This window comes from Modestobacter sp. SYSU DS0875, assembly GCF_054050915.1.
Map to the genome: position 1 here is coordinate 110,190 of NZ_JBJHAH010000008.1, position 22,764 is coordinate 132,953.

Annotated in this window: 19 protein-coding genes and 1 tRNA gene; 18 read left to right on the forward strand and 2 right to left on the reverse strand. The window is 75.1% G+C overall.

The window, feature by feature from the left end:
• The first annotated feature begins 216 nt into the window (after positions 1 to 216).
• The 5 genes from topA to ACI79Y_RS06865 all read left to right on the forward strand — a co-directional run bounded on the left by topA (position 217) and on the right by ACI79Y_RS06865 (position 7,690).
• On the forward strand, positions 217 to 3,084 hold the full coding sequence (gene topA / locus ACI79Y_RS06845; protein WP_457157753.1) for a type I DNA topoisomerase: 2,868 nt from the start codon (positions 217 to 219) through the stop codon (positions 3,082 to 3,084).
• A 14-nt stretch (positions 3,085 to 3,098) separates the two neighbouring features.
• Complete coding sequence (locus tag ACI79Y_RS06850; protein ID WP_457157754.1) at positions 3,099 to 3,842, forward strand: class I SAM-dependent methyltransferase; 744 nt, start codon at positions 3,099 to 3,101, stop codon at positions 3,840 to 3,842.
• A gap of 192 nt (positions 3,843 to 4,034) precedes the next feature.
• A complete protein-coding gene (gene tmk, locus ACI79Y_RS06855; RefSeq protein ID WP_457157755.1) occupies positions 4,035 to 6,356 on the forward strand; it encodes a dTMP kinase in 2,322 nt (773 codons plus the stop codon).
• Positions 6,357 to 6,370: 14 nt separating this feature from the next.
• Entirely contained in the window at positions 6,371 to 7,558 is a 1,188-nt protein-coding gene (locus tag ACI79Y_RS06860; protein ID WP_457157756.1) for a DNA polymerase III subunit delta', read from the forward strand.
• 59 nt (positions 7,559 to 7,617) lie between these two features.
• Positions 7,618 to 7,690: transfer RNA gene (locus ACI79Y_RS06865), tRNA-Thr, on the forward strand.
• Between the two features lie 173 nt (positions 7,691 to 7,863).
• Here the strand turns inward: ACI79Y_RS06865 and ACI79Y_RS06870 are convergent.
• Positions 7,864 to 8,355 carry an inorganic diphosphatase gene (locus ACI79Y_RS06870; RefSeq protein WP_457080366.1) on the reverse strand — a complete coding sequence of 164 codons (492 nt, stop codon included), beginning with the start codon at positions 8,353 to 8,355 and terminating at the stop codon, positions 7,864 to 7,866.
• A 162-nt stretch (positions 8,356 to 8,517) separates the two neighbouring features.
• Between ACI79Y_RS06870 and dacB the strand changes: the two genes are divergently transcribed.
• From dacB to ACI79Y_RS06920, 10 genes are all read left to right on the forward strand, one after another.
• Entirely contained in the window at positions 8,518 to 10,962 is a 2,445-nt protein-coding gene (dacB, locus tag ACI79Y_RS06875; RefSeq protein ID WP_457157757.1) for a D-alanyl-D-alanine carboxypeptidase/D-alanyl-D-alanine endopeptidase, read from the forward strand.
• Between the two features lie 38 nt (positions 10,963 to 11,000).
• Positions 11,001 to 12,095, forward strand: coding sequence for a zinc-dependent metalloprotease (locus ACI79Y_RS06880; RefSeq protein WP_457157758.1), 1,095 nt, complete (start codon positions 11,001 to 11,003; stop codon positions 12,093 to 12,095).
• A gap of 1 nt (position 12,096) precedes the next feature.
• The gene (gene tilS / locus ACI79Y_RS06885) at positions 12,097 to 13,131 is read left to right on the forward strand and encodes a tRNA lysidine(34) synthetase TilS (protein WP_457157759.1); all 1,035 of its coding nucleotides are present in this window, start codon (positions 12,097 to 12,099) and stop codon (positions 13,129 to 13,131) included.
• Between the two features lie 2 nt (positions 13,132 to 13,133).
• Positions 13,134 to 13,733 carry a hypoxanthine phosphoribosyltransferase gene (hpt, locus tag ACI79Y_RS06890; RefSeq protein ID WP_457080372.1) on the forward strand — a complete coding sequence of 200 codons (600 nt, stop codon included), beginning with the start codon at positions 13,134 to 13,136 and terminating at the stop codon, positions 13,731 to 13,733.
• A 219-nt stretch (positions 13,734 to 13,952) separates the two neighbouring features.
• Positions 13,953 to 15,944, forward strand: a complete 1,992-nt coding sequence (gene ftsH, locus ACI79Y_RS06895; RefSeq protein WP_457157760.1) for an ATP-dependent zinc metalloprotease FtsH — start codon at positions 13,953 to 13,955, stop codon at positions 15,942 to 15,944.
• Positions 15,941 to 16,600: a GTP cyclohydrolase I FolE gene (folE, locus tag ACI79Y_RS06900; protein ID WP_457157761.1), complete on the forward strand. Its 660-nt coding sequence runs from the start codon at positions 15,941 to 15,943 to the stop codon at positions 16,598 to 16,600. Before ftsH ends, folE begins: the two co-directional genes overlap by 4 nt.
• Positions 16,597 to 17,454, forward strand: coding sequence for a dihydropteroate synthase (folP, locus tag ACI79Y_RS06905; protein WP_457157762.1), 858 nt, complete (start codon positions 16,597 to 16,599; stop codon positions 17,452 to 17,454). Before folE ends, folP begins: the two co-directional genes overlap by 4 nt.
• Positions 17,447 to 17,830 (forward strand): dihydroneopterin aldolase, encoded by a 384-nt coding sequence (folB, locus tag ACI79Y_RS06910; RefSeq protein WP_457157763.1) that lies wholly within the window; start codon positions 17,447 to 17,449, stop codon positions 17,828 to 17,830. The genes folP and folB overlap by 8 nt, the downstream gene beginning before the upstream one ends.
• On the forward strand, positions 17,827 to 18,330 hold the full coding sequence (folK, locus tag ACI79Y_RS06915; RefSeq protein ID WP_457157764.1) for a 2-amino-4-hydroxy-6-hydroxymethyldihydropteridine diphosphokinase: 504 nt from the start codon (positions 17,827 to 17,829) through the stop codon (positions 18,328 to 18,330). Before folB ends, folK begins: the two co-directional genes overlap by 4 nt.
• The gene (locus ACI79Y_RS06920; protein ID WP_457157765.1) at positions 18,327 to 18,824 is read left to right on the forward strand and encodes a DUF3180 domain-containing protein; all 498 of its coding nucleotides are present in this window, start codon (positions 18,327 to 18,329) and stop codon (positions 18,822 to 18,824) included. Before folK ends, ACI79Y_RS06920 begins: the two co-directional genes overlap by 4 nt.
• Before the next feature lie 76 nt (positions 18,825 to 18,900).
• On the opposite strand, the gene ACI79Y_RS06925 is transcribed toward ACI79Y_RS06920, so the two are convergent.
• Positions 18,901 to 20,085, reverse strand: a complete 1,185-nt coding sequence (locus ACI79Y_RS06925) for an ABC transporter ATP-binding protein (protein WP_457157766.1) — start codon at positions 20,083 to 20,085, stop codon at positions 18,901 to 18,903.
• Between the two features lie 29 nt (positions 20,086 to 20,114).
• On the opposite strand from ACI79Y_RS06925, the gene ACI79Y_RS06930 reads away from it, so the two are divergent.
• From ACI79Y_RS06930 to ACI79Y_RS06940, 3 genes are all read left to right on the forward strand, one after another.
• A complete protein-coding gene (locus ACI79Y_RS06930) occupies positions 20,115 to 20,810 on the forward strand; it encodes an ABC transporter permease (protein ID WP_457157767.1) in 696 nt (231 codons plus the stop codon).
• On the forward strand, positions 20,807 to 21,523 hold the full coding sequence (locus ACI79Y_RS06935) for an ABC transporter permease (RefSeq protein WP_457157768.1): 717 nt from the start codon (positions 20,807 to 20,809) through the stop codon (positions 21,521 to 21,523). The genes ACI79Y_RS06930 and ACI79Y_RS06935 overlap by 4 nt, the downstream gene beginning before the upstream one ends.
• A 143-nt stretch (positions 21,524 to 21,666) precedes the next feature.
• Entirely contained in the window at positions 21,667 to 22,716 is a 1,050-nt protein-coding gene (locus tag ACI79Y_RS06940; RefSeq protein ID WP_457157769.1) for a glycine betaine ABC transporter substrate-binding protein, read from the forward strand.
• The last annotated feature ends 48 nt before the right edge of the window (positions 22,717 to 22,764 follow it).

Sequence of the window (22,764 nt, forward strand, 5' to 3'; positions counted from 1 at the left end):
CCGTCCTGCCGCCCGGCGGAAGGGGCCCGGGGGCCCGGGAACCGCAGCGTGCGCCGACCGTTGACCGGGCAACGGCGCGCCCGGATCCGCTCGCCGCCCGGCCCGGTGTCCGGGCGGTGGCCTACCGTGGCGCCTGCCGAACGGGTGCAGCTCCGCCTGCCCCGTGTGCGCCGGGCGCGAGCCCGGCGCCTGCACCAGCACCCTGACAGGAGTCCCGTGCCGCCCTCCAAGCCCACGAAGTCCGCCACCAGCACCGGCGCCCGTGCGCCGCGCAAGCGCGCTGCCGCCGCCGGGTCCCGGCCGCTGGTCATCGTGGAGTCGCCCACCAAGGCGAACAAGATCGCCGGGTACCTGGGCGGCGACTACGTCGTGGAGGCCAGCGTCGGGCACATCCGTGACCTGCCGCGCAACGCCGCCGACGTGCCGGCCGCGCACAAGGGGGAGTCCTGGGCGCGCCTCGGCGTCGACGTCGACCACGGCTTCGAGCCGCTCTACGTGGTCAGCCCCGACCGCAAGCAGCAGGTCACCCGCCTGAAGCAGCTGGTCAAGGAGGCCAGCGAGATCTACCTCGCCACCGATGAGGACCGCGAGGGCGAGGCGATCGCCTGGCACCTGATCGACACCCTCAAGCCGTCGGTCCCGGTGCGCCGGATGGTCTTCCACGAGATCACCCCGGAGGCGATCGCCCGGGCGGTGGCCAACCCCCGCGAGCTGGACACCGCGCTGGTCGACGCGCAGGAGACCCGCCGGATCCTCGACCGGCTCTACGGCTACGAGGTCTCCCCGGTGCTGTGGAAGAAGGTGCTGCCCAAGCTCTCGGCCGGTCGCGTGCAGTCGGTCGCCACCCGCATCGTGGTCGAGCGCGAGCGCGAGCGGATGGCCTTCACCTCCGCCGACTACTGGTCGCTGGAAGGCACCTTCGCGGTGCCCCGCGCCGCCGGCGCGGACGAGGGGGAGCCGACCACGCTGCGGGCGCGGCTGGTCAGCGTCGACGACAGCCGGGTCGCCACCGGGCGCGACTTCGACGCCGCCACCGGCCGGGTCACCGGCGACGTGGTGCACCTGGACGAGGCCGGTGCGCGTGGCCTGGCCGCGCGGCTCGAGGGCCGCCAGGTCGCCGTCAGCCGGGTCGACGAGAAGCCCTACCGCCGTCGCCCCTACGCGCCCTTCACCACCTCGACGCTGCAGATGGAGGCCGGCCGCAAGCTGGGCTGGTCCTCCGCGCAGGTCATGCGGGTCGCCCAGCGGCTCTACGAGAACGGCCACATCACCTACATGCGGACCGACTCGACCAACCTGTCCGACGAGGCGATCAACGCCGCGCGCCGGCAGGCGCGGGAGCTGTACGGCGACGCGTTCGTCCCCGCCGAGGCCCGCCGCTACAAGAGCAAGGCCAAGGGTGCCCAGGAGGCGCACGAGGCGATCCGCCCCGCCGGTGACTCCTTCCGCACCCCGGGCCAGCTCGCCGGGCAGCTGGGCCGGGACGAGTTCCGGCTCTACGAGCTGATCTGGCAGCGCACCGTCGCCTCGCAGATGGCCGACGCCGTCGGGCAGACGGTGAGCATCCGGCTGGCCGGCCGCTCCACCACCGACGAGGCCGTCGAGTTCACCGCGTCGGGGCGCACGATCACGTTCCCGGGCTTCATGCGCGCCTACGTCGAGTCCCGTGACGAGGGGGCGGCGGCCGGGGGCGACGACGACCACGGCAGCGACGACGCCGAGCGCCGGCTGCCCCGCGTGGAGCGCGGGCAGCAGCTGGACACCACGGCGCTGGACCCGAAGGGCCACACCACCTCGCCGCCGGCCCGGTACACCGAGCCCAGCCTGGTGGCCCGGCTGGAGGAGCTGGGCATCGGCCGGCCCTCGACCTACGCCTCGATCATGCAGACGATCCAGGACCGCGGGTACGTGTGGAAGAAGGGCTCCGCGCTGGTGCCCTCCTTCGTCGCCTTCGCGGTGGTCAACCTGCTCGAGCAGCACTTCTCCCAGCTGGTCGACTACGACTTCACCGCCTCGCTGGAGAACGAGCTGGACGAGATCGCCCAGGGTGACCTGGGCCGGGTCGACTGGCTCACCGAGTTCTACTTCGGCGGCGAGGGCCGGCACGCCGGGGCGATCGCCCGGTCCGGCGGCCTCAAGCAGGTCATCGGGCAGCGGCTGGAGGAGATCGACGCCCGCGGCGTCAACTCCATCCCGCTGCGCGCGGTGGCACCCAACGGCGACCCGGTGGTCGTGCGGGTCGGCCGGTACGGGCCCTACCTGCAGGCCGGTGGCGAGGACGGCGCCCGGGTGAGCATCCCGGAGGACATCGCCCCCGACGAGCTGACCAGCGAGAAGGTCGCCGAGCTGCTCGACGCCCCCAGCTCGGACCGCGAGCTGGGCGCCGACCCGGAGTCCGGCTTCCCGGTGGCGGTGAAGGCCGGCCGCTACGGGCCCTACGTCACCACCCTGGTGCCCGAGGGCAGCAAGGAGCAGCCGCGCACCGCGAGCCTGTTCAAGTCGATGGCGCCGGAGACGGTGACCCTGGAGCAGGCGCTGCAGTTGCTGACCCTGCCGCGGACGGTGGGCACGGACGCCGACGGCGAGGAGATCCAGGCGCTCAACGGCCGCTACGGGCCCTACCTCAAGAAGGGCACCGACTCCCGCTCGCTGGAGAGCGAGGACGCGCTCTTCACCATCACCCTCGACGAGGCGCTGGCAATCTTCGCCCAGCCCAAGCAGCGCGGCCGGGCGGCGGCGAAGGCCCCGCTCAAGGAGCTGGGCCCGGACCCGGTCAGCCAGGGGCAGGTCACCGTGCGGGAGGGCCGCTTCGGGCCCTACGTCACCGACGGCGAGGTCAACGCCAGCCTGCGCAAGGGCGACGACGTCGAGACGATCACCCTGGAGCGGGCCGCCGAGCTGCTCGCCGACCGCCGCGAGCGGGCGCCGGTGAAGAAGAAGACGGCGAAGAAGACGGCGGCCAAGAAGACGGCGGCCAAGAAGGCGCCGGCGAAGAAGGCCGCCACGGCGACCGCGAAGAAGACGGCGACGAAGGCGGCTCCGGCAGCCGCCGACGTCGCCGAGCCGGTCACCGCGAACAGCTGAGGCGGGGCAGCGCGGTGGAGGGGTGGGACCAGCGCCGGACGTCGTTCGGCGCGGTCGCCGCCGAGTACGCCGCGCTGCGCCCGTCCTACCCGGCCGACGCGGTCGCCTTCCTGCTCGGGCCCCGGCCGCTGCGGGTGCTCGACCTGGGCGCCGGCACCGGGCTGCTCACCGACGTGCTGCTGGCGGCCGGGCACGAGGTCGTCGCCGTCGACCCGACGCCGGGCATGCTCGACCAGCTGCGCGCCCGGCTGCCACAGGTCGAGGCCGCCGTCGGCGGGGCGGAGGCCATCCCGCTGCCCGACGGCGCCGTCGACGCGGTCCTGGCCGGGCAGGCCGCGCACTGGTTCGACGTCGTTCCTGCGGCCGCCGAACTCCGCCGGGTGCTGCGCCCGGGCGGCGTCGTCGGGCTGGTCTGGAACACCCGGGACGAGCGGGTGCCCTGGGTGGCCGCGCTCGGGCAGCTGCTCGCCGCCGAGGCGCGGGACCACGAGGCCGACCAGGGGGTCGTCGCGCGGTTCGCCGCAGAGCTCCCCGCCGACGTCGCGGTCGCCGACTCCGGCATCGTCCAGGAGGTCACCGCCGAGCAGGTCGTGGCCGGGATCGGCACCCGCAGCTACGTGGCCACCATGGACGCCGCCCACCGGGCGGAGTTCCTCGGCCGGGTGCGGGAGCTGCTGGCCGAGCACCCCGGCACGCGCGGCCACGATGTCCTCCAGCTGCCGTACACCACCCGGGCGTACCGGCTCACCCCTCACTGAGGCCCCGGGAACCCGCCGTCCGGGCCCGGAACCGGGCCGTTCCGTCGTTCCCGACCGGTACGGTGACCCCGCCGCCCGTGGCCCGACCGCCACCGTTCCCACTCACCTCCGGGAGTCCCGATCAGCTCCGACCCGACGGGTCACCGTCCTCCGGACGGCCCGTCCGCCGACACCCCGTCCGCCGATGGCGCGGTGGCCGCACCCGGCGCGGGCCTCGACGGCGCCACCAGCGACGGTGTCGCCGATCCCGCACCCGCGGTCCCGGCCGACGGGCTGCCGCCCGCGGGTGTGCCGACCCCGGAGGACGCTGCAGCTCCGCCGCTGGCCGGGCTGGACGACGGACTGCCGGCGGAAGGCCCGCAGCCCTCCGGCGCCGAGGCGCCGCCGGACGAAGCAGGGCAGGACGAGTCGGCGCAGGTCGGCGGTGGCGAGGTCGGGCTGGGGGCCAGGATCCGGGCGGTGCTCCGGGTCCGCGACTTCCGCAAGCTGTGGCTGTCCATGTCACTGTCCAGCTTCGGTGACTGGCTGGGCCTGCTGGCCATCACCGCGACCGCGACCACGCTGGTCGACGGCTACATGGCCAGCAACCTGGCCCTCAGCGGCGTCCTGCTCTTCCGGCTGCTGCCGGCGCTCGTGCTCGGGCCACTGGCCGGGGTCTTCGCCGACCGGTTCGACCGCCGGAAGACGATGGTGGTCACCGACATCATGCGGTTCGGCCTGTTCGCCTCCATCCCGCTGGTCGACAACCTGATCTGGCTGTTCATCGCCCAGTTCCTGATCGAGGTGATCAGCCTGTTCTGGACTCCGGCCAAGGACGCCGCGGTCCCGAACATGCTCCGCAAGGACCAGTTGGAGCCGGCCAACCAGCTGTCCCTGGTCACCACCTACGGGATCACCCCGGTGCTCGCCGGTGGCGTCTACGCAGTGCTGAACACCTCGGGTGGCCGGCTGAGCCAGCTGTTCCCCGGGCTGGACCAGATCGCCCTGGCCCTGTACCTGAACGCGCTGACCTTCCTCGTCGCGGCCTTCGTGATCTGGAACCTGCCCTCGATCAGCGGTCGCCGGGCCGCGCGACCCGAGGCGCCGCAGGAGAGCTTCATCGGCTCGCTGAAGCAGGGCTTCTCCTTCGCCGGCCACACCCGGCTGGTCCGCGGGCTGATCCTCGGGATCACCGGGGCCTTCGCCGCTGCTGGCGCGATCATCGCGACCGGGCAGTTCTACGTGAGCGCACTCGGTGGGGGGCAGGCGGCGTACGGGCTGCTGTTCGGGGCGGTCTTCGTCGGCCTCGGCCTGGGCATCGCCCTGGGTCCCAGCATCGCCCACGACCTGGCCCGGGAGCGGATCTTCGGGGTCGCCATCGTCGGCGCCGGGATCGTGGTTCTGCTCATGGCGTGGACCGTCACGCTGTGGGTGGCGCTGCTGCTGGTCGTGCTGATGGGCTTCTTCGCCGGCATCGCCTACCTGGCCGGCTTCACCCTGCTCGGCACGGAGGTCGAGGACGAGATCCGCGGCCGCACGTTCGCGATCGTCCAGTCCCTCGTCCGCGCCTCGTTGATCCTGTCCCTCGCGGTGGTGCCGATCGGCGTGGGCGTCGTCGGCCAGCGCGAGGTCGACGTGGGCGTCCTGACGTTGGCGGTCACCGGGGAGCGGGTCATGCTGTTCGTGGCCGGGCTGCTGGCCGTCGTCGTCGGGGTGGTCGCCTACCGGCAGATGGACGACGGCCGCCCGGTGCCGCTGCTGGCCGACGTCGTCACCGCCCTGCGCCGGGACACCACCGCGCGTCGCCGGCTGGCCGGGGGTGGCGTGCTCATCGCCTTCGAGGGCGGCGAGGGCGCCGGCAAGTCGACCCAGGTCCGCCGCCTGCACGAGTGGCTGACCGAGGAGGGGCTGACGGCCCGGACCACCCGCGAACCGGGCGGGACGGCGCTCGGCGGGAAGATCCGGACGCTCCTGCTGGACCCGACCAGCGCCGGGCTGTCGCCGCGGGCGGAGGCGCTCTTGTACGCCGCGGACCGGGCCCAGCACGTCAACGACGTGCTGCGCCCGGCGCTGGACGCCGGGGAGGTGGTCATCACCGACCGCTTCGTCGACAGCTCGCTGGCCTACCAGGGCGCCGGCCGCACGATCCCGATGGACGACGTGCGCTCGATCTCCCGCTGGGCGACCCAGGGCCTGCAGCCGGACCTGACCGTGCTGCTGGACCTGACCCCGGAGGTCGGGCTGGCCCGCGCCCGCGGGCGGGCCGCCGCCGACCGGATGGAGTCGGAGTCGCTGGAGTTCCACCAGCGGATCCGCCAGACCTTCCTCGCCCTGGCCGAGGCCGAGCCGGACCGCTACCTGTTGCTCGACGCCCGGCAGTCGCCCGACGAGCTGGCCGCCGCGATCCGCAGGAAGGTCAGCGTCCTGCTGGAGGGGATGCCCCTCCAGCAGCCGGTCAAGCTGCCCGCGCCGCGCGGGCGGCGGGGGAACGAGCACGGCGTGCAGACCGGCACGACCCCCCAGTTGCACCCGTGAGCGAGAGTGGGCCGGTGACCACTGTCGCCCCGCCCGCCGGCGTCTGGGCCGACGTCGTCGGCCAGCCCGCGGTCGTCGCCGAGCTGCAGGCCGCCGTCGCCACTCCGACGGCGATGACGCACGCCTGGCTGTTCACCGGCCCGCCCGGCTCGGGGCGCTCGGTGGCCGCCCGCGCGTTCGCCGCCGCCCTCCAGTGCCCCGCCGGCGGTGACGGCACCTGCCACGAGTGCCGCACGGTGCTGGCCGGCAGCCACGCCGACGTCCACCGCGTGGTGCCCGAGGGCCTGTCCATCGGGGTCGCCGAGGTGCGGCAGATCGTCCGCACCGCCGGCCGCGCGCCGTCCGGGGGCCGGTGGCAGGTGGTCGTCGTCGAGGACGCCGACCGGATGACCGAGCAGGCGTCCAACACGGTGCTGAAGATGCTCGAGGAGCCGCCGCCGCGCACGGTCTTCCTGCTGTGCGCGCCCTCGCTGCACCCCGACGACGTGCCGGTGACCATCCGGTCGCGCTGCCGGGTGGTCGCGCTGCGCACCCCTCGGATCGACGCGGTCGCCGAGGTGCTCACCCGGCGCGACGGCATCGACCCAGCGCTGGCCGCCTGGGCGGCGGCGGCCGCCGGCGGGCACGTCGGCCGGGCCCGGCACCTGGCCCAGGACGAGTCGGCCCGGCTGGTGCGCAAGTCGGTCCTGGACATCCCGCTGTCGCTGGTCTCGCTGGCTGCCTGCCTCAACGCCGCCGACGATCTGGTGGCCGCGGCCAAGGACGAGTCCGACCGGACCACCGCCGAGGTCGACGCGGTGGAGACCGACGCGGTGAAGGCAAGCCTCGGCGTGGGCGCCCGTGGACCTGGGGTGGCTGCGGCCAGCCGGGGCGCCGGTCAGCTCAAGGAGCTGGAGAAGCGGCAGAAGTCCCGGGCCACCCGGCTCGGCCGCGACTCGCTGGACCGCGCGCTGGTCGACCTCGCCGCCCTCTACCGGGACGCGTTGGTGATCAGCTCGGCCGGGGGAGCGGCCGACCCGGGCGTGCCGCTGGCGCACCCGGACCGGCGCGCGGACGCCGTGGAGCTCGCCCGGCGGATCGGCGCGGAAGGCGCGTTGCGGCGCATCGACGCGGTGCTGCGTGCGCGCACGGCGCTGGAGCAGAACGTCAAGCCGCAGATCGCGGTGGAGGCGCTGACCGTGGCGCTGCGGCTGCCGGCCTGACCCACCGGGGGCTGCGCGGCACCGGCTCACCGGTGCCGTAAGCTCTCCGACGCACGCCCGCCGCCTTAGCTCAGTCGGTAGAGCATCTCACTCGTAATGAGAAGGTCGTCGGTTCGATTCCGACAGGCGGCTCTCTGTTCCCCTCGGTCGGGCCCCGGTTCCGGCTCGCCTCCGCTCCCGCGCTATGACGCGGTCGCGCGGAACTCACGACCAGACGCCGACGGCGGCGCACCCGGGTGGGTGCGCCGCCGTCGGCGTGCGTGCTCGGCGATCCGGCCGGAGCCGGCGTCAGGAGTGGACAGGGGTCAGTGGCCGCCGGCCTCGAGGGCCCGCTTCCGGGAGGCCTCGATCTCGGCCTCGGCCTCGGCGCGCCCGACCCACTCGGCGCCCTCGACCGACTTGCCCGGCTCGAGGTCCTTGTAGGTCTCGAAGAAGTGCTGGATCTCCAGCCGGTCGAACTCCGAGACGTCGCCGATGTCCTGCAGGTGGGCCACCCGCGGGTCGGTCGCGGGCACGGTGAGGACCTTGTCGTCGCCACCCGCCTCGTCGGTCATCCGGAACATGCCGATCGCCCGGCAGGTGATGAGGCACCCGGGGAAGGTCGGTTCCTCCAGCAGGACGAGCGCGTCGAGCGGGTCACCGTCCAATCCGAGGGTCTCCTCGATGTACCCGTAGTCCGCCGGGTACCGCGTCGAGGTGAACAGCATCCGGTCCAGGCGGATGCGTCCGGTGGCGTGGTCCAGCTCGTACTTGTTCCGCTGGCCCTTGGGGATTTCTACCGTCACGTCGAACTGCACGCCGATAGTGTGGCGCACGAACGTCCGCCGTGTGGGCGGAGGTCACTCCGGGGGGTGGGGGAGATCTCGTCGAGTCCGCAGGACGAGCCGTCGGACCAGCCGTCGGAGGCGGGTGACGGAGCGGCCCCGACGGGGGCGCAGCCCTCCGGGGGGACAGCCCCTGTGACGGTTCCGGACGACACCGCGGCGCCGCCGCCGGCGGAGGCCGACGAGCCCCGTGCGGACGCCGAGGCGGCAGAGGCCGTCCCGGACACGCCCCCCTCGGGCAGCGACGAGCCGGGCACCGACGAGCCGCCGGCAGACGTCGCACCCGAGCCCACCGCCGCCGAGCAGGCGGCCGCCGCCGAGCAGGCGGTCGAGGACGCCGCCGCGGAACGCGTCGCCGCCGACCAGCTGGCCGCCGAGTCCGCCGCGGAGGCGGAGGCGCGACGGGTGGCCGCCGCGCAGGCCGCGGCCGATCTCGCCGAGGTCAAGCGCTGGATCGCCGAGCGCGCCGCCGCGGAGCAGGCCGCCGCCGAGGAGGCCGCGCAGCTCACCGCGGAGGACGAGGAGGCCGCTGCCGCCGCCAAGGCCGCCGCGGACCTCGCCGAGGTGCGCCGCTGGGCCGCGGAGAAGGCGGCCGCCGAGCAGGCCGCCGCGGAGCGGGCCGCCGCCGAGCAGGCGGCGTTCGAGCAGGCCGAGGCCGAGCGCGCGGCCGCGCTGCAGGCGGAGGCCGACCGGATGGCCGCCGAGCGGGCCGAGGTGGAGCAGACGGTGCTCGCCGAGGCGGCCGCCCGGCGCGCCGCGGAGCAGGAGGCGGCCGCCCGCGCCGCCGACGAGGCGGAGGCCCGCCGGACGGCGGAGCGCGAGGAGGCCCGCCGGGCTGCCGAGCAGGCGGAGGCTGACCGGATGGCCGCGGAGCGCGCCGCGGCCGACCGGGCGGCTGCCGCACGCGCCGACGAGGAACGGGCCGAGGCGGCGCGGGCCGAGGCGGCGCGGGCCGAGGCGGCGCGGGCCGAGGCCGAGCGACCAGCAGCCGGCCCGCGGCCGGATCCCGGTCCCGCCGCGCCGGGCGCCACCCCGCTGGCGGCCCTGCCCGGCCAGCCGGCCACCGGCGCCCGGCCCACTCCCGGACCCCGCCCGACACCCGCGCCGCGCCCCGCTCCCGCGCCGAGGGCCGCCCCGGAGTCCGCCCCCGCCGGCGCAACGGCTGCCGCACCGCCCACCCGTCGTGGCCGCCGGGCCGGTGCCCGCCGCCGGGCCAGGGCGCTGGTGGCCGCGCTGCTGGCCCTGGTCGTCGCGGCCGTGGCCGTGGTGCTGGGGCTCCAGTTCCTCGGTGACCGAACCGGTGGCGACCTGGCCGGGGGGGCCGAGCAGGTGCCCGACGCCGTCCTCCCGGTGCTCACCGACCCCTCGCCGGTGCTGACCGAGCTGTCCGGCAGCGCCCCGCTGCCCGACCCCGCCGTGCTCAGCGGCGTGCTCACGCCGCTGCTGGCCGACCCGGCGCTGGGCAGCGGCCTCTCCGCGCAGGTGGTCGACGTCGCGACCGGCGGCGTCCTGTTCGACCTGGCCGGCACGGATCCGGGAACCCCCGCCTCCACCGCGAAGCTGCTCACCGCGCTGGCCGCACTCACCACCCTCGACCCGGTCGACACCCTGACCACGACCGTCGTCGCCGGGGCCACCCCCGGAGAGGTCGTGCTGGTGGGCGGGGGTGACCCCACCCTGTCGACCACCGAGCCGTCGCAGAACTACCCGGGCGCGGCCACCGTCGCCGAGCTGGCCGCCGAGGTCCAGCAGGCGCTGGGTGGCACCCCGGTCACCCGGGTGGTGGTCGACAACTCGCTGTTCACCGGCCCGCTCACCGCCCCCGGCTGGGGGGCCGGTGACGCGCCGTCCACGTACGCGGCGCCGGTCACCGCGACCGCCGTCGACGGCGCCCGGGTCGACCCCGACGGGCCGATGCGCAGCGGCGCCCCCGGTACCGACGCGGGCCGGGCGCTGGCCGCCGCGTTGGGCGTCCCGGAGGCCCCGGTCGCGCTGGGGGAGGCGCCGGCCGGCGCCCGCACCCTCGGCAGCGTCGAGTCCGCCCCGGTGGTGCGGCTGGTGGAGCAGGCGCTCACCGAGTCGGACAACCTGCTGGCCGAGTCCCTGGCCCGGCACGTGGCGGTCGCCCGGGGCCTCCCGGCCGACTTCACCGGCGCGGCCCAGGCGGTCACCGACGCGGTCGCCGACGCCGGCCTGGACACCACCGGCGTCGCCCTCAGCGACGGCAGCGGGCTCTCCGACGCCGACCTGGTGCCCGCCCGGCTGCTCACCGACCTGCTGCGCAGCGTCGCCGACGGCAGCATCCCCGGCACCGGTGGCCTGCTCAGCGGCCTCCCGGTGGCCGGGTACGACGGCACCCTGGCCGAGCGCCCCGGTGCCGGCGCCGGTCAGGCCGGGGCCGTCCGGGCCAAGACCGGCACCCTCGACGGCGTGCACGACCTGGCCGGGACGGTGCTCACCGACGACGGCCGCCTGCTGGCCTTCGCCGTGCTCGCCGACGGGGCGACCGGGGGCCTGGTCGCCGCCGAGGCGGCCCTGGACGACGTCGCCACCGCCCTGGCCGCCTGCGGCTGCCGCTGAGCCGGACGCCGAGCGGTCCCGGTGAGTACGGTGAACCGATGAGCCGCTCCTCGTCCCTGGTCGACTGGGACCTCGCCGGCCGCACCGCCCGCCGCCTCACCTCCTCGGGCCCGGAGACCTCCCGGGAGGAGGCCGCCGACGTCGTCGCCGAGCTGCACCGCGCCGCCGCGACCGCCGTCGCGCACGTCGAGGGGCTGACCGGCCTGCACCCGGTGCCCGGTGGCCCCGAGCCGGTGGTCGCCGTCGTCGACCGGCCCGGCTGGGTCGACGCCAACACCGTCGGCATGGCCGCGCTGCTCGACCCGCTGACCGAGGGTCTGCGCGCCGCCCAGGGCGGCACCCCGCCCGGGCCGCTGGCCACCGCGATCGGCTCCCGCGCCACCGGCGTCCAGGCCGGCGGGGTGCTGGCCTTCCTCTGCACGCGCGTGCTCGGCCAGTACGAGGTGTTCGGCACCGGCGGCCGGCTGTTGCTGGTCGCCCCCAACATCGTCGACACCGAGCGGCGGCTGGGCGTCGACCCGACCGACTTCCGGCTGTGGGTCTGCCTGCACGAGGTCACCCACCAGCTGCAGTTCACCGCCGTCCCGTGGCTGCGCCCCTACCTCGAGGAGCAGGTGCAGGCCTTCGCCTCGGCCACCGACCTCACGCCCGACGTGCTGCGCGAGCGGCTCACCGACCTGCTGCGCAGCCTCGGCGACGCGGTCCGCGGCGGCGCCGACGACGGCGCCCCGCAGGGACTGATGGCGCTGGTCCGCGGCCCGGAGCAGCGCGCGGTGCTCGACCGGGTGACCGCGGTGATGAGCCTGGTCGAGGGGCACGCCGAGTTCGTGATGGACGGCGTCGGACCGGACGTCGTCCCCTCCGTGCGCACGCTGCGCAAGCGGTTCGCCCAGCGCCGCAAGGGCCGCGGCCCCATCGACCGGGTGCTGCGCCGGCTGCTCGGGCTGGAGCAGAAGATGCAGCAGTACGCCGACGGCCGGGTCTTCGTGGCCGGCGTGGTCGAGCTGGCCGGCATGGACGGGTTCAACCAGGTGTGGGCCGGCCCGCAGAACCTGCCATTGGTCGAGGAGCTCACCGACCCCGCCCGCTGGGTGGAGCGCGTGCTGGGCAGCCGCCCGGCCGTTCCCGCCTGAGGTGGCCGGGCCGCCGCCGGCGGTCGCGGTCGTCCGGCACGCCGTCCGCGCCGGTCTCCGCCGCTCGTACCGGCCGGTGCTGGTCGCCTGCAGCGGGGGAGCGGACTCGGTGGCGCTGGCCTCGGCGCTGGCCTTCGAGGCGCGCGACGCCGGCGTCCGGGTCGGTGGCGTGACCGTCGACCACGGGCTGCAGCCCGGCTCGGCCGCCCGCGCCGACGCCACCGCGCACCTGCTGCGCGGGCTCGGCCTCGACCCGGTGCTGAGCGTGCGCGCCGAGGTGGGGGGCGACGGCGGCCCGGAGGCCGCCGCCCGGGCCGCGCGCTACGCAGCCCTCACCCGGGTGGCCGGCGAGCACGGCGCCCGGGTCGCGCTGGGCCACACCCTCGACGACCAGGCCGAGACGGTGCTGCTCGGGCTGGGCCGCGGGTCGGGCCCGCGCTCGGTGGCCGGCATGGTCGCCGAACGGGTCGCGGACGGCGTCCCCTGGTGGCGGCCGTTCCTCGGCGTCCGGCGGGCCACCGCCCGGCAGGCCTGCGCCGACCAGGACCTGCCGGTGTGGGACGACCCGTGGAACACCGATCCGGCCTACACCCGGGTGCGGCTGCGGACCGAGGTGCTGCCCCTGCTGGAGGAGGTGCTCGGTGGTGGGGTCGCCCCGGCGCTGGCGCGCACCGCCGGGCTCCTGCGGGAGGACCTGGAGGCCCTCGACGAGCTGGCCGGCTCCCGGCTCGCCGCGCTGCTCGTGGACGGCGGGCTGCCGGCCGGGCCGGTGGCCGAGCTGCCCGACGCGCTGCGCCGGCGGGTGCTGCGCGGCTGGCTGCGGTCCGCCGGCGTCCCCGATCTGCAGGCGGTCCACCTGCGCGCGGTCGACGCCCTGCTCACCCGGTGGCGCGGTCAGGGCCGGGTGGACCTACCCGGTGGCGCGGGGGTGCTGCGCTCGTCTGGCAGGCTGGTGCTGCGGTCCGGCGCCGGGCACCCCACCGCCCAGCACCGCACCGCCACCCCCCGCGCAGCCGAACTCTCAGAGGAGCCCTGACCGTGAGCGAGCCGACCACCCCCGGAGCGCAGGGCACCGGGCAGTTGGGCCCCGACCACGGCTACGGCCCCGACATCGACCACGTGCTCCTGTCCGAGCAGCAGATCCAGGACAAGATCGAGGAGCTGGCCGCGACGATCGCCGCGGACTACGCCGGCCGGGAGGTGCTCCTGGTCGGGGTGCTCAAGGGCGCGGTGATGTTCATGTCCGACTTCGCCCGGGCGCTGCGGCTGCCCACCCAGATGGAGTTCATGGCCGTCTCCTCCTACGGCAGCGCCACCAGCTCCTCGGGTGTGGTGCGCATCCTCAAGGACCTCGACCGGGACATCAGCGACCGGCACGTGCTGGTGCTGGAGGACATCATCGACTCCGGGCTCACCCTGTCCTGGCTGCTGAAGAACCTGGGCGGCCGGCGGCCGGCGAGCCTCGAGGTGTGCACCCTGCTGCGCAAGCCCGACGCGGTGAAGGTCGACGTCCCGGTGAAGTACATCGGGTTCGACATCCCCAACGAGTTCGTCGTCGGCTACGGGCTCGACTACGCCGAGCGCTACCGCGACCTCCCCTACATCGGCACGCTCAAGCCCGAGGTCTACTCCTCCTAGCAGGAGGACCCCGCTGCCCCCGACGCTCGCACGCTCGCGGCGGGCCCCTGCCGCGGGGCGGGTCGCGACCAGCGGGTGCACGGGTACGGCGGTGTACCGTCGTGCCAACGACGTCGCCCCGCGGCGGGCTGCCGCCTCCGTCCGCGTGCGGCGTCCTTGCGACGATCAGGAGGGTCGACGGGCGGGCCGGGCACGTCCCGGGTGGCCCGGCATCGGTGTATGGAACGTAAGAAGATCTTCCGCTCGGTCTGGTTCTGGGTCCTCGTCGTCGTCGCGCTGGCCTTCATCGGCTCCAGCTTCTTCCGGGGCAACGACGGCTACGACGAGGTCTCGACGTCGACCGCGCTCGCCCAGATCGAGACCGGGAACGTCACCTCCGCGACGATCAACACCACCGAGCAGACGGTCGACCTCGACCTCGAGAACCCGGTGGAGGGGAGCCAGCAGGTCAGCGCCTCCTACCCGGTGGCGCTCGAGGAGGACCTCGTCGGCCTGCTGCGGGACGCCGACGACGAGTTCGACACCACCGTCACCCAGACCAGCCTGCTCACCAGCCTGCTGGTCAGCTTCCTGCCCTTCCTGATCCTCCTGCTGCTGCTGTTCTGGCTGTTCAACTCCATGCAGGGCGGCGGCCGGGGCGTGATGGCCTTCGGCAAGTCCAAGGCCAAGGTGGTCAGCAAGGACTCCCCGAAGACCACGTTCGCCGACGTCGCCGGCGCCGACGAGGCGATCGAGGAGCTGCACGAGATCAAGGAGTTCCTGCAGAACCCGGTGAAGTTCCAGGCGATCGGCGCCAAGATCCCCAAGGGCGTGCTGCTGTTCGGGCCGCCCGGTACCGGCAAGACGCTGCTGGCCCGCGCGGTCGCCGGTGAGGCCGGCGTGCCGTTCTACTCGATCTCCGGCTCGGACTTCGTCGAGATGTTCGTCGGCGTCGGCGCCAGCCGGGTCCGCGACCTGTTCACCCAGGCGAAGGAGAACGCCCCGGCGATCATCTTCGTCGACGAGATCGACGCCGTCGGGCGGCAGCGCGGCGCCGGCATGGGTGGCGGGCACGACGAGCGCGAGCAGACGCTCAACCAGATGCTGGTGGAGATGGACGGCTTCGACGTCAAGGGCGGGGTCATCATGATCGCCGCCACCAACCGGCCGGACGTCCTGGACCCCGCGCTGCTGCGCCCGGGCCGCTTCGACCGGCAGATCGCCGTCGACCGCCCCGACCTGGCCGGCCGCGTCGCCGTGCTCAAGGTGCACGCCACCGGCAAGCCGCTGGCCGATGACGTCGACCTGGAGACCGTCGCCCGCCGCACCCCCGGCTTCACCGGCGCCGACCTGGCCAACGTGCTCAACGAGGCCGCGCTGCTCACCGCCCGGCACGACGGCACGGTGATCACCGACGCCGCCCTCGAGGAGGCGATCGACCGGGTCATCGCCGGCCCCGAGCGCAAGACCCGGGCGATGAGCGAGAAGGAGAAGAAGGTCACCGCGTACCACGAGGGCGGCCACGCCCTGGTGGCGCACGCGCTGCCGAACACCGACCCGGTGCACAAGGTGACGATCCTGCCGCGCGGCCGCTCGCTGGGGCACACCCTGGTGCTGCCGACCGAGGACAAGTACACCCAGACCCGCTCGGAGATGATCGACACCCTGGCCTACGCGCTGGGTGGCCGGGCCGCCGAGGAGCTGGTCTTCCACGAGCCCACCACCGGTGCCGGCAACGACATCGAGAAGGCCACCGCGATGGCCCGTTCGATGGTCACCCAGTACGGCATGAGCGCCAAGCTCGGCGCGGTCAAGTACGGCAGCACCGACTCCGAGCCGTTCCTCGGCCGGGACATGGGCTCGCGGCCGGACTACTCCGACGCGGTCGCCGCCGACATCGACGGCGAGGTGCGGGCGCTCATCGAGGCCGCGCACGACGAGGCGTGGGAGATCCTGGTCGAGTACCGGGACACCCTCGACCAGCTGGTGCTCGAGCTGATGGAGAAGGAGACCCTCTCCCGCGAGGACATGGCGCGGATCTGCGCCGGGGTCGCCAAGCGGCCCTCGCTGGCGCCGTACAACGGCTTCGGCAAGCGGACGCCGTCCCAGCGCGGTCCGGTGCTCACCCCCGCCGAGCAGGCGGCGGCGCAGAACGGGCACGTCAACGGCAGCTCGACGCAGGGCACCCCGAACCCGGTCGGGGACGTGGGCGCCCCGGCGCAGGGCCGGTGAGCGTCCGGCAGACCGGGGGCGGGCGCGCGGTCGACGGCGTCGGGCAGGACCGGGTCACCGGCGACGTCGTCGGCGACCTGCGCCCGGGCCGGATCGACTCCGCGCGGGCCGAGGCCGCCGTCCGGGAACTGCTGCTCGCCATCGGCGAGGACCCGGACCGGCCCGGCCTGGTCGACACCCCGGCCCGGGTGGCCCGGGCCTACGCCGAGGTGTTCGCGGGCCTCGACCAGGATCCCTACGACGTCCTGGCGACGACGTTCGCCGAGGACCACGACGAGATGGTGCTGGTCAAGGACATCCCGATGTACTCGACCTGTGAGCACCACCTGGTGCCCTTCCACGGGGTCGCGCACGTCGGCTACATCCCGGGCCCCGACGGCCGGGTGACCGGGCTGTCCAAGCTGGCCCGCCTGGTCGACGTCTACGCCCGCCGGCCCCAGGTGCAGGAACGGCTCACCCGCCAGGTCGCCGACGCGCTCCACGACGTGCTCAAGCCGCAGGGCGCGATCGTGGTGATCCAGGCCGAGCACCTGTGCATGTCGATGCGCGGCATCCGCAAGCCGGGGTCGTCGACGATGACCTCGGCCGTGCGCGGGGTCTTCCGGGACAGCGCGGCCACGCGCAGCGAGGCGATGAGCCTCATCCTGCAGCGGTGAACCTCGCGCTGCCGCGCCCCGGCCGGTGCGTGGTGATGGGCGTCCTCAACGTCACGCCGGACTCCTTCTCCGACGGCGGCACGTTCGCCGACCGGGACGCCGCGATCGCGCACGGCCTGCGGATGCACGCCGTCGGCGCCGACTACGTCGACGTCGGCGGTGAGTCGACCCGGCCCGGCGCCGACCGCGTCGACGCCGAGGAGGAGTGCCGCCGGGTCGTGCCGGTGGTCCGCGAGCTGGCCGGCGCCGGCGTGCGGGTGAGCGTGGACACCACGCGCGCGGAGGTCGCCGAGGCGGCCCTGGACGCGGGTGCCGTGCTGGTCAACGACGTCAGCGGGGGGCTGGCCGATGCCGGCATGGCCCGGCTGGTCGCCGACACCGGCGTCCCGTGGGTGCTCATGCACTGGCGGGGGCACAGCCGGGAGATGCACGCGGCGGCCCGCTACGGCGACGTCGTCACCGAGGTCGCCGCCGAGCTGACCGCCCGGGTGGAGGACGTCGTGGCGGCCGGCGTCGACCCGGCGCAGCTGGTGCTGGACCCGGGACTGGGGTTCGCGAAGAACGCCGAGCACAACTGGGCGCTGCTCGCCGGGACGGACCGGCTGGTCGCCCTCGGCCTGCCGCTGCTGGTGGGCGCCTCGCGCAAGACGTTCCTGGGCCGGCTGCTGGCCGGCCCGGACGGCGCCGTCCGGCCGGTCGAGGGCCGGGAGGCGGCGACGACGGCGATCTCCGTGCTGGCCGCGCAGGCCGGGGCGTGGGGAGTGCGGGTGCACGACCCGGTGCAGTCGCTGGATGCGATCAGGACGGTGGCGGCCGTGCAGGCCGCCCGTGGCGGAGGGACGCACCATGGCTGACCCGACCCGAGCCGTCCCCGACCGGATCACCGTGCACGGGCTGACCGGGCACGGCTTCCACGGGGTGTACCCCGAGGAGCGCGAACGCGGGCAGACGTTCCGGGTGGACGCCGTGCTGGAGCTGGACACCGCCCCGGCGGCGGCGACCGACGACCTCACCAGGACGGTCAACTACGCCGAGCTCTCCCAGCGGTTGCACGCGCTCCTCGTCGGCGAGCCGGTCGACCTGCTGGAGACCCTCGCCCAGCGGCTGGCCGACCTCTGCCTCGGGTACGGGATCGTGCAGGCCGTGGAGATCACCGTGCACAAGCCGCAGGCCGACCTCGGCGTCCCCGCCGACGACGTCACGGTCGCGATCCGGCGCGAGCGCACATGAGCCGCGCCGTCCTCTCGCTCGGCGGCAACCTGGGTGACCGCGCGGGCACGCTGCGCCGCGCGCTGGAGTCGCTCGCCGGGCAGGGGCTGGTGGCCCGCTCGGTGCTGTACGAGACGCCGCCGTGGGGGCCGGTCGAACAGCCGCCGTACCTGAACGCGATCGCCGTCGTGCGGGGCGACCGGGACGCCGCCGGCTGGCTCGCGCTGGCCGCCGAGCTGGAGCAGGCGGCCGGCCGCACCCGCGAGGTGCGGTGGGGCGCACGCACGCTGGACGTCGACGTGGTCACGGTGACCGCCGACGACGGCACCCCGGTGCTCTCCGACGACCCGGAGCTGACGCTGCCGCACCCCCGGGCGCACGAGCGGGCGTTCGTGCTGGTGCCGTGGCTGGCGCTGGACCCCGGCGCCCAGCTGCCCGGCCACGGGGCCGTGGCCGACTTGCTCGCCGCGCTGCCGGCCGACGACGTCGCCGCGGTGGTCCGTTGGGAGCAGCTGGCGTGAGCCCGGTGCGCCGGCGTGACCTGCTGGTCCTCGCCGTCGGCCTCGCCGTGGCGTCCTGGCTGGTGGTGCGGGCCGCCTACGGCTCGCTCCCCGTCCTGTCCTGGTGGCTGCCGCTCCCGCTCGGGGTGCTCGCGGTCGCGGAGGCGTTCGGCGCGCGCACGCTGCGGGCCCGGCTGAGCGCGCAGCGGGAGCGCCGGCCGTCGCCGACCGGGTCGGCCCGCCCGGTGGAGCCCCTGCTGGTCGCCCGGCTCGCGGTGCTCGCCCAGGCCAGCGCCTACGTCGGTGCGGTCTTCGCCGGGGTCTGGGGCGGGCTGCTGCTGCACACGCTGCCGGCGCTCGGGCAGCTGCGCGCCGCCGCGGGCGACTCGGTCACCGGCGCGATCGGCGTCGTCCTCGCGGCCGGGCTGGTCGCCGCCGCGCTGTGGCTGGAGCACGTCTGCAGGATCCCGCCCGACCGCGACGACGAGGGCACCCCCGGCGGCGCCCGCGCGTAGTGGATCGGTCGGCCAGGTGGCCCCGTCCAGAGGCTCGTCCCGAGCGTGCGAGGGGTGAGGAGGACGGGGTCCTTTCTCAGACCCGGGCGGCCCCGGCCACCTCGGGCGCCTTGCCCTCCACCGAGCGGCGCAGCGCCGCGTGCAGCGACTCGGGGGTCAGCACCCCGCAGAACCGGTCGCCGTCCAGCACCGCCACCCAGCCGGCCTCCAGCTGCAGCATCGTGGCGAACGCGGTCTTCAGCGTGGCGTCGACCGGCACCCAGGCCTCCATCCGCCGCGCCTTACCGCGGACCGTGCCCGCCCCGGCGGCGCGGTCGGCGGAGATCCAGCCGTGCAGCCGCTGAGCGTCGTCCAGCACGACGGCCCAGCGGGCCCCGGCGTGCGCCAGCGCCGCCCGGGCGTCGGCCAGCCCGTCATCGACGTGCACCACGGGGGGCTGCTCCAGGTCCCGGAGGTCGATCCCGGTGACCGCCAGCCGCTTGAGCCCGCGGTCGGCGCCCACGAAGTCGGCGACGAACGGCGTGGCGGGGGCGCCGAGCAGCTCCGCGGGCGGGGCGAACTGCTCGACCGTCCCCCCCTCGCTCATCACCGCGATCCGGTCGCCGAGCCGCACGGCCTCCTCGATGTCGTGGGTGACGAAGACGATCGTCTTGCGTACCGCCTGCTGCAGCCGGAGGAACTCCGTCTGCAGGCGCTCCCGCACGATCGGGTCGACGGCGGAGAAGGGCTCGTCCATCAGCAGGACGCCGGGGTCGGCGGCCAGCGCCCGGGCCACCCCGGCCCGCTGGCGCTGCCCGCCGGAGAGCTGGTGGGGGTAGCGGTCCCCGAAGGTGGCCGCGTCCAGCCCGACCAGCTCCAGCAGCTCATCCACCCGGTCGCGGGTCCGGCGCTTGTCCCAGCCGAGCAGCCGCGGGACGGTGGCGACGTTGCGCCGCACGGTCTGGTGCGGGAAGAGGCCGACGTTCTGGATGACGTAGCCGATCCGCCGGCGCAGCTGCACCGGGTCGACGGAGGTGACGTCGTCGTCGCCGAGCAGGATCCGCCCGCTGGTCGGCTCGATGATCCGGTTGATCATCTTCATCGTGGTGGTCTTCCCGCAGCCGGAGGGGCCGACCAGCACGCTGAGCTCGCCCGCGGCGAAGGTCAGGTCCAGCTCCCGCACCCCGACGGTGCCGTCGGGGTAGCGCTTGCCGACGCCGTCGAGCCGGATCTCCTCGGCTCGCGAGGCTGCGGGAGGTCCGGACCGAGCAGTAGCGTCCACGAGGTGGCCTTCCTGGCAGGCGCCCGGTGGTGAGCGCGGCGAGCGATCTCGTGCGTGCGGTCGATGCGGCGCCGAACCCCTGGTTCGACCCCTCCTACGTGACCCGGAACTGGGACACCATTGTGGACCTGGCGGGCGAGCACGTCAGGCTGACCGTCGCCGCCGTGCTGCTGGGGGCGGTGATCGCGCTGCCGCTGGCGCTGCTGGCCCGGCGCAGCCGGTGGCTGGCCGGCCCGGTGCTGGGCCTGTCCACGCTGATCTACACGATCCCCTCGTTGGCGATGTTCGCCTTCATCGCGCCGGTCACCGGGCTGACGGCGACCACCGTGCTGGTCGGGCTGGTGCTGTACTCGCTGGTCATCCTGGTCCGGAACTTCCTCGCCGGCCTCCGGTCGGTGCCGCCGGACGTGCGGGAGGCCGCGCAGGGCATGGGCTACGGGCCGGCGCGGCTGTTCTGGCAGGTGGAGCTGCCGCTGGCGCTGCCCTCGTTCGTCGCCGGGCTGCGGGTCGCCACCGTCTCCACGGTCGCGCTGGCCACCGTCGGGGTCATCGTGGGGCACGGGGGGCTGGGGCAGCTGATCGTCGGCGGCTTCAACGCGAACTTCTACCGGGCGGAGATCGTCACCGGCGCGGTGGGCTGCGTGCTGCTGGCGCTCTTCGCCGACCTGCTGCTGGCGGTGGCCGAACGGCTGCTCACGCCCTGGACCCGGCAGGCCACGGCGTGAACCTCTGGCAGGAGGCTCTGCAGTACCTCAACGACCCCTACAACTGGACGCGGCCGAGCGGGATCCTGGACCTGCTGGTCGAGCACCTGCGGATCTCCGGCGTCGCGGTGCTCGCGGCGGTCCTGCTGGCCGTGCCGCTGGGCGCGCTGCTGGGGCACACCGGCCGGGGCGGCGGGTTCACCGTCGCGCTGTCCAACGTCAGCCGCGCGGTGCCGACCCTGGCGCTGCTCACGCTCTTCGCGGTCACCCCGATCGGCTTCGGACCGACGGCGACCACCATCGCGCTGGCCGTCTTCGCGTTCCCGCCGGTGCTGACCAACACCCACATCGGCTTCCGCGGCGTCGACCGGGACGTGGTGGAGGCGTCCCGGGCGATGGGGATGAGCGAGCGGCAGGTGCTGCTGCGGGCCGAGCTGCCGCTCGCCACCCCGCTGCTGATGACCGGGGTGCGCACCGCCGCGGTCCAGGTGGTCGCCACGGCGACGCTGGCCGCGCTGGTCGCCGGGGGCGGGCTGGGCCGGATCATCAACCTGGGGTTCGGCCAGCAGGACTACGGCACCGTGCTGGCCGGGGCGCTGCTCGTGGCCGCCCTCGCGGTGCTCACCGAGGTGGTGCTCGCGGGGCTGAGCTGGGCGCTGACCCCCGGGGAGCGGCAGCTGCCCTGGACCCGGCTCCGGGTGCGCCGCCGGGCGCAGGCGACCTCCCCGCTCTGACCGCGGGTCACGGAACGGCAACGGGTTCCCCGTGCGGTTGCGGTGTCGGTCCCCGGCGAGTTGGGTTGTGCGCTGCGGGTTCTTCCCGCCAGACACGCGTGGCCGTCCAGCAGGGGCGCCACGGGACACAGAAGGCGGAGCCGATGCGCACGCGTCCCCGTTCGTTCACCCATCTCGCCGTCACCGCGGCAGCCGCGGCGCTGCTCGCCACGGCCGCCTGCGGGGAGTCCGGCTCGTCCGGCACCGGCGGCGGCTCGCAGGCCGGTGGCTCGGCCAGCGGCGACGCCTGTGCGCCGGTGCCCGGCGACCAGCTGGTCGTGCTGGAGGACGACCAGGAGCTGCAGAACGCCGACAACATCGTGCCGGCTGTCGACGCCGAGGCCGCCGCGGCCGACCCGGCGCTGCTGCCGGCGCTCGACGCGGTCTCCGCGGAGCTGACCACCGAGGACCTCATCGCGATGAACGCCGCGGTCGACGTGCAGCGGCAGAGCGCCGAGGACGTCGCCCAGGGGTGGGTCGAGGAGCACGGCAGCGTGACCCAGGGGCTGGCGCAGGGCAGCGGTCCGATCACGGTGGGCGGCGCCAACTTCACCGAGTCCACGGTGCTGGCCAACGTCTACGCCGACGTGCTCGACGCCGCGGGGTTCGACGCCACGGTGCAGACGGTCGGCAACCGCGAGCTCTACCTCCCGGCCCTGGTCCGCGGTGAGATCCAGGTGTTCCCGGAGTACCTGTCCACGGCGACCGAGTTCATCAACCGGGCGGTCAACGGCGAGGACGTCGAGCCGGTCGCCTCCGGTGACGTCGAGGCCACCCGGGAGGCGCTCGACGGCCTGGCCGGGCAGATCGGGCAGGTGTACGACCAGCCGACCGGGTTGGTGTTCGGCGAGCCGGCCCAGGCCGCGGACCAGAACGCGTTCGCCGTCACCACGGAGTTCGCCGACGCGCTGGGCGTGAGCACGCTGTCGGAGCTGGCCGAGGCCTGTGGGGACGGCTCACTGGTGCTGGGCGGCCCGCCGGAGTGCCCGGAGCGGCCCTTCTGCCAGCCCGGCCTGGAGGAGACCTACGGGCTGGACTTCGCCGGCTTCCGCGAGCTGGACGCCGGCGGTGCGCTGACCAAGGCCGCCATCCAGCAGGGTGAGGTCTCCCTCGGCCTGGTGTTCAGCTCCGACGGCGCCCTCGCCGAGCAGTAGGCCGCCTGCAGGGTCCCGCCGCGAGCGTGCGAGTGGCGGGTGGCAGGG

Coding starts and splice junctions, on each gene's coding strand:
- ACI79Y_RS06880 (WP_457157758.1), top strand. CDS start 11,001: ATGAGCCGCTCCTCGTCCCTGGTCGACTGGGACCTCGCCGGCCGCACC.
- ftsH (WP_457157760.1), top strand. CDS start 13,953: ATGGAACGTAAGAAGATCTTCCGCTCGGTCTGGTTCTGGGTCCTCGTC.
- folB (WP_457157763.1), top strand. CDS start 17,447: ATGGCTGACCCGACCCGAGCCGTCCCCGACCGGATCACCGTGCACGGG.
- folK (WP_457157764.1), top strand. CDS start 17,827: ATGAGCCGCGCCGTCCTCTCGCTCGGCGGCAACCTGGGTGACCGCGCG.
- ACI79Y_RS06940 (WP_457157769.1), top strand. CDS start 21,667: ATGCGCACGCGTCCCCGTTCGTTCACCCATCTCGCCGTCACCGCGGCA.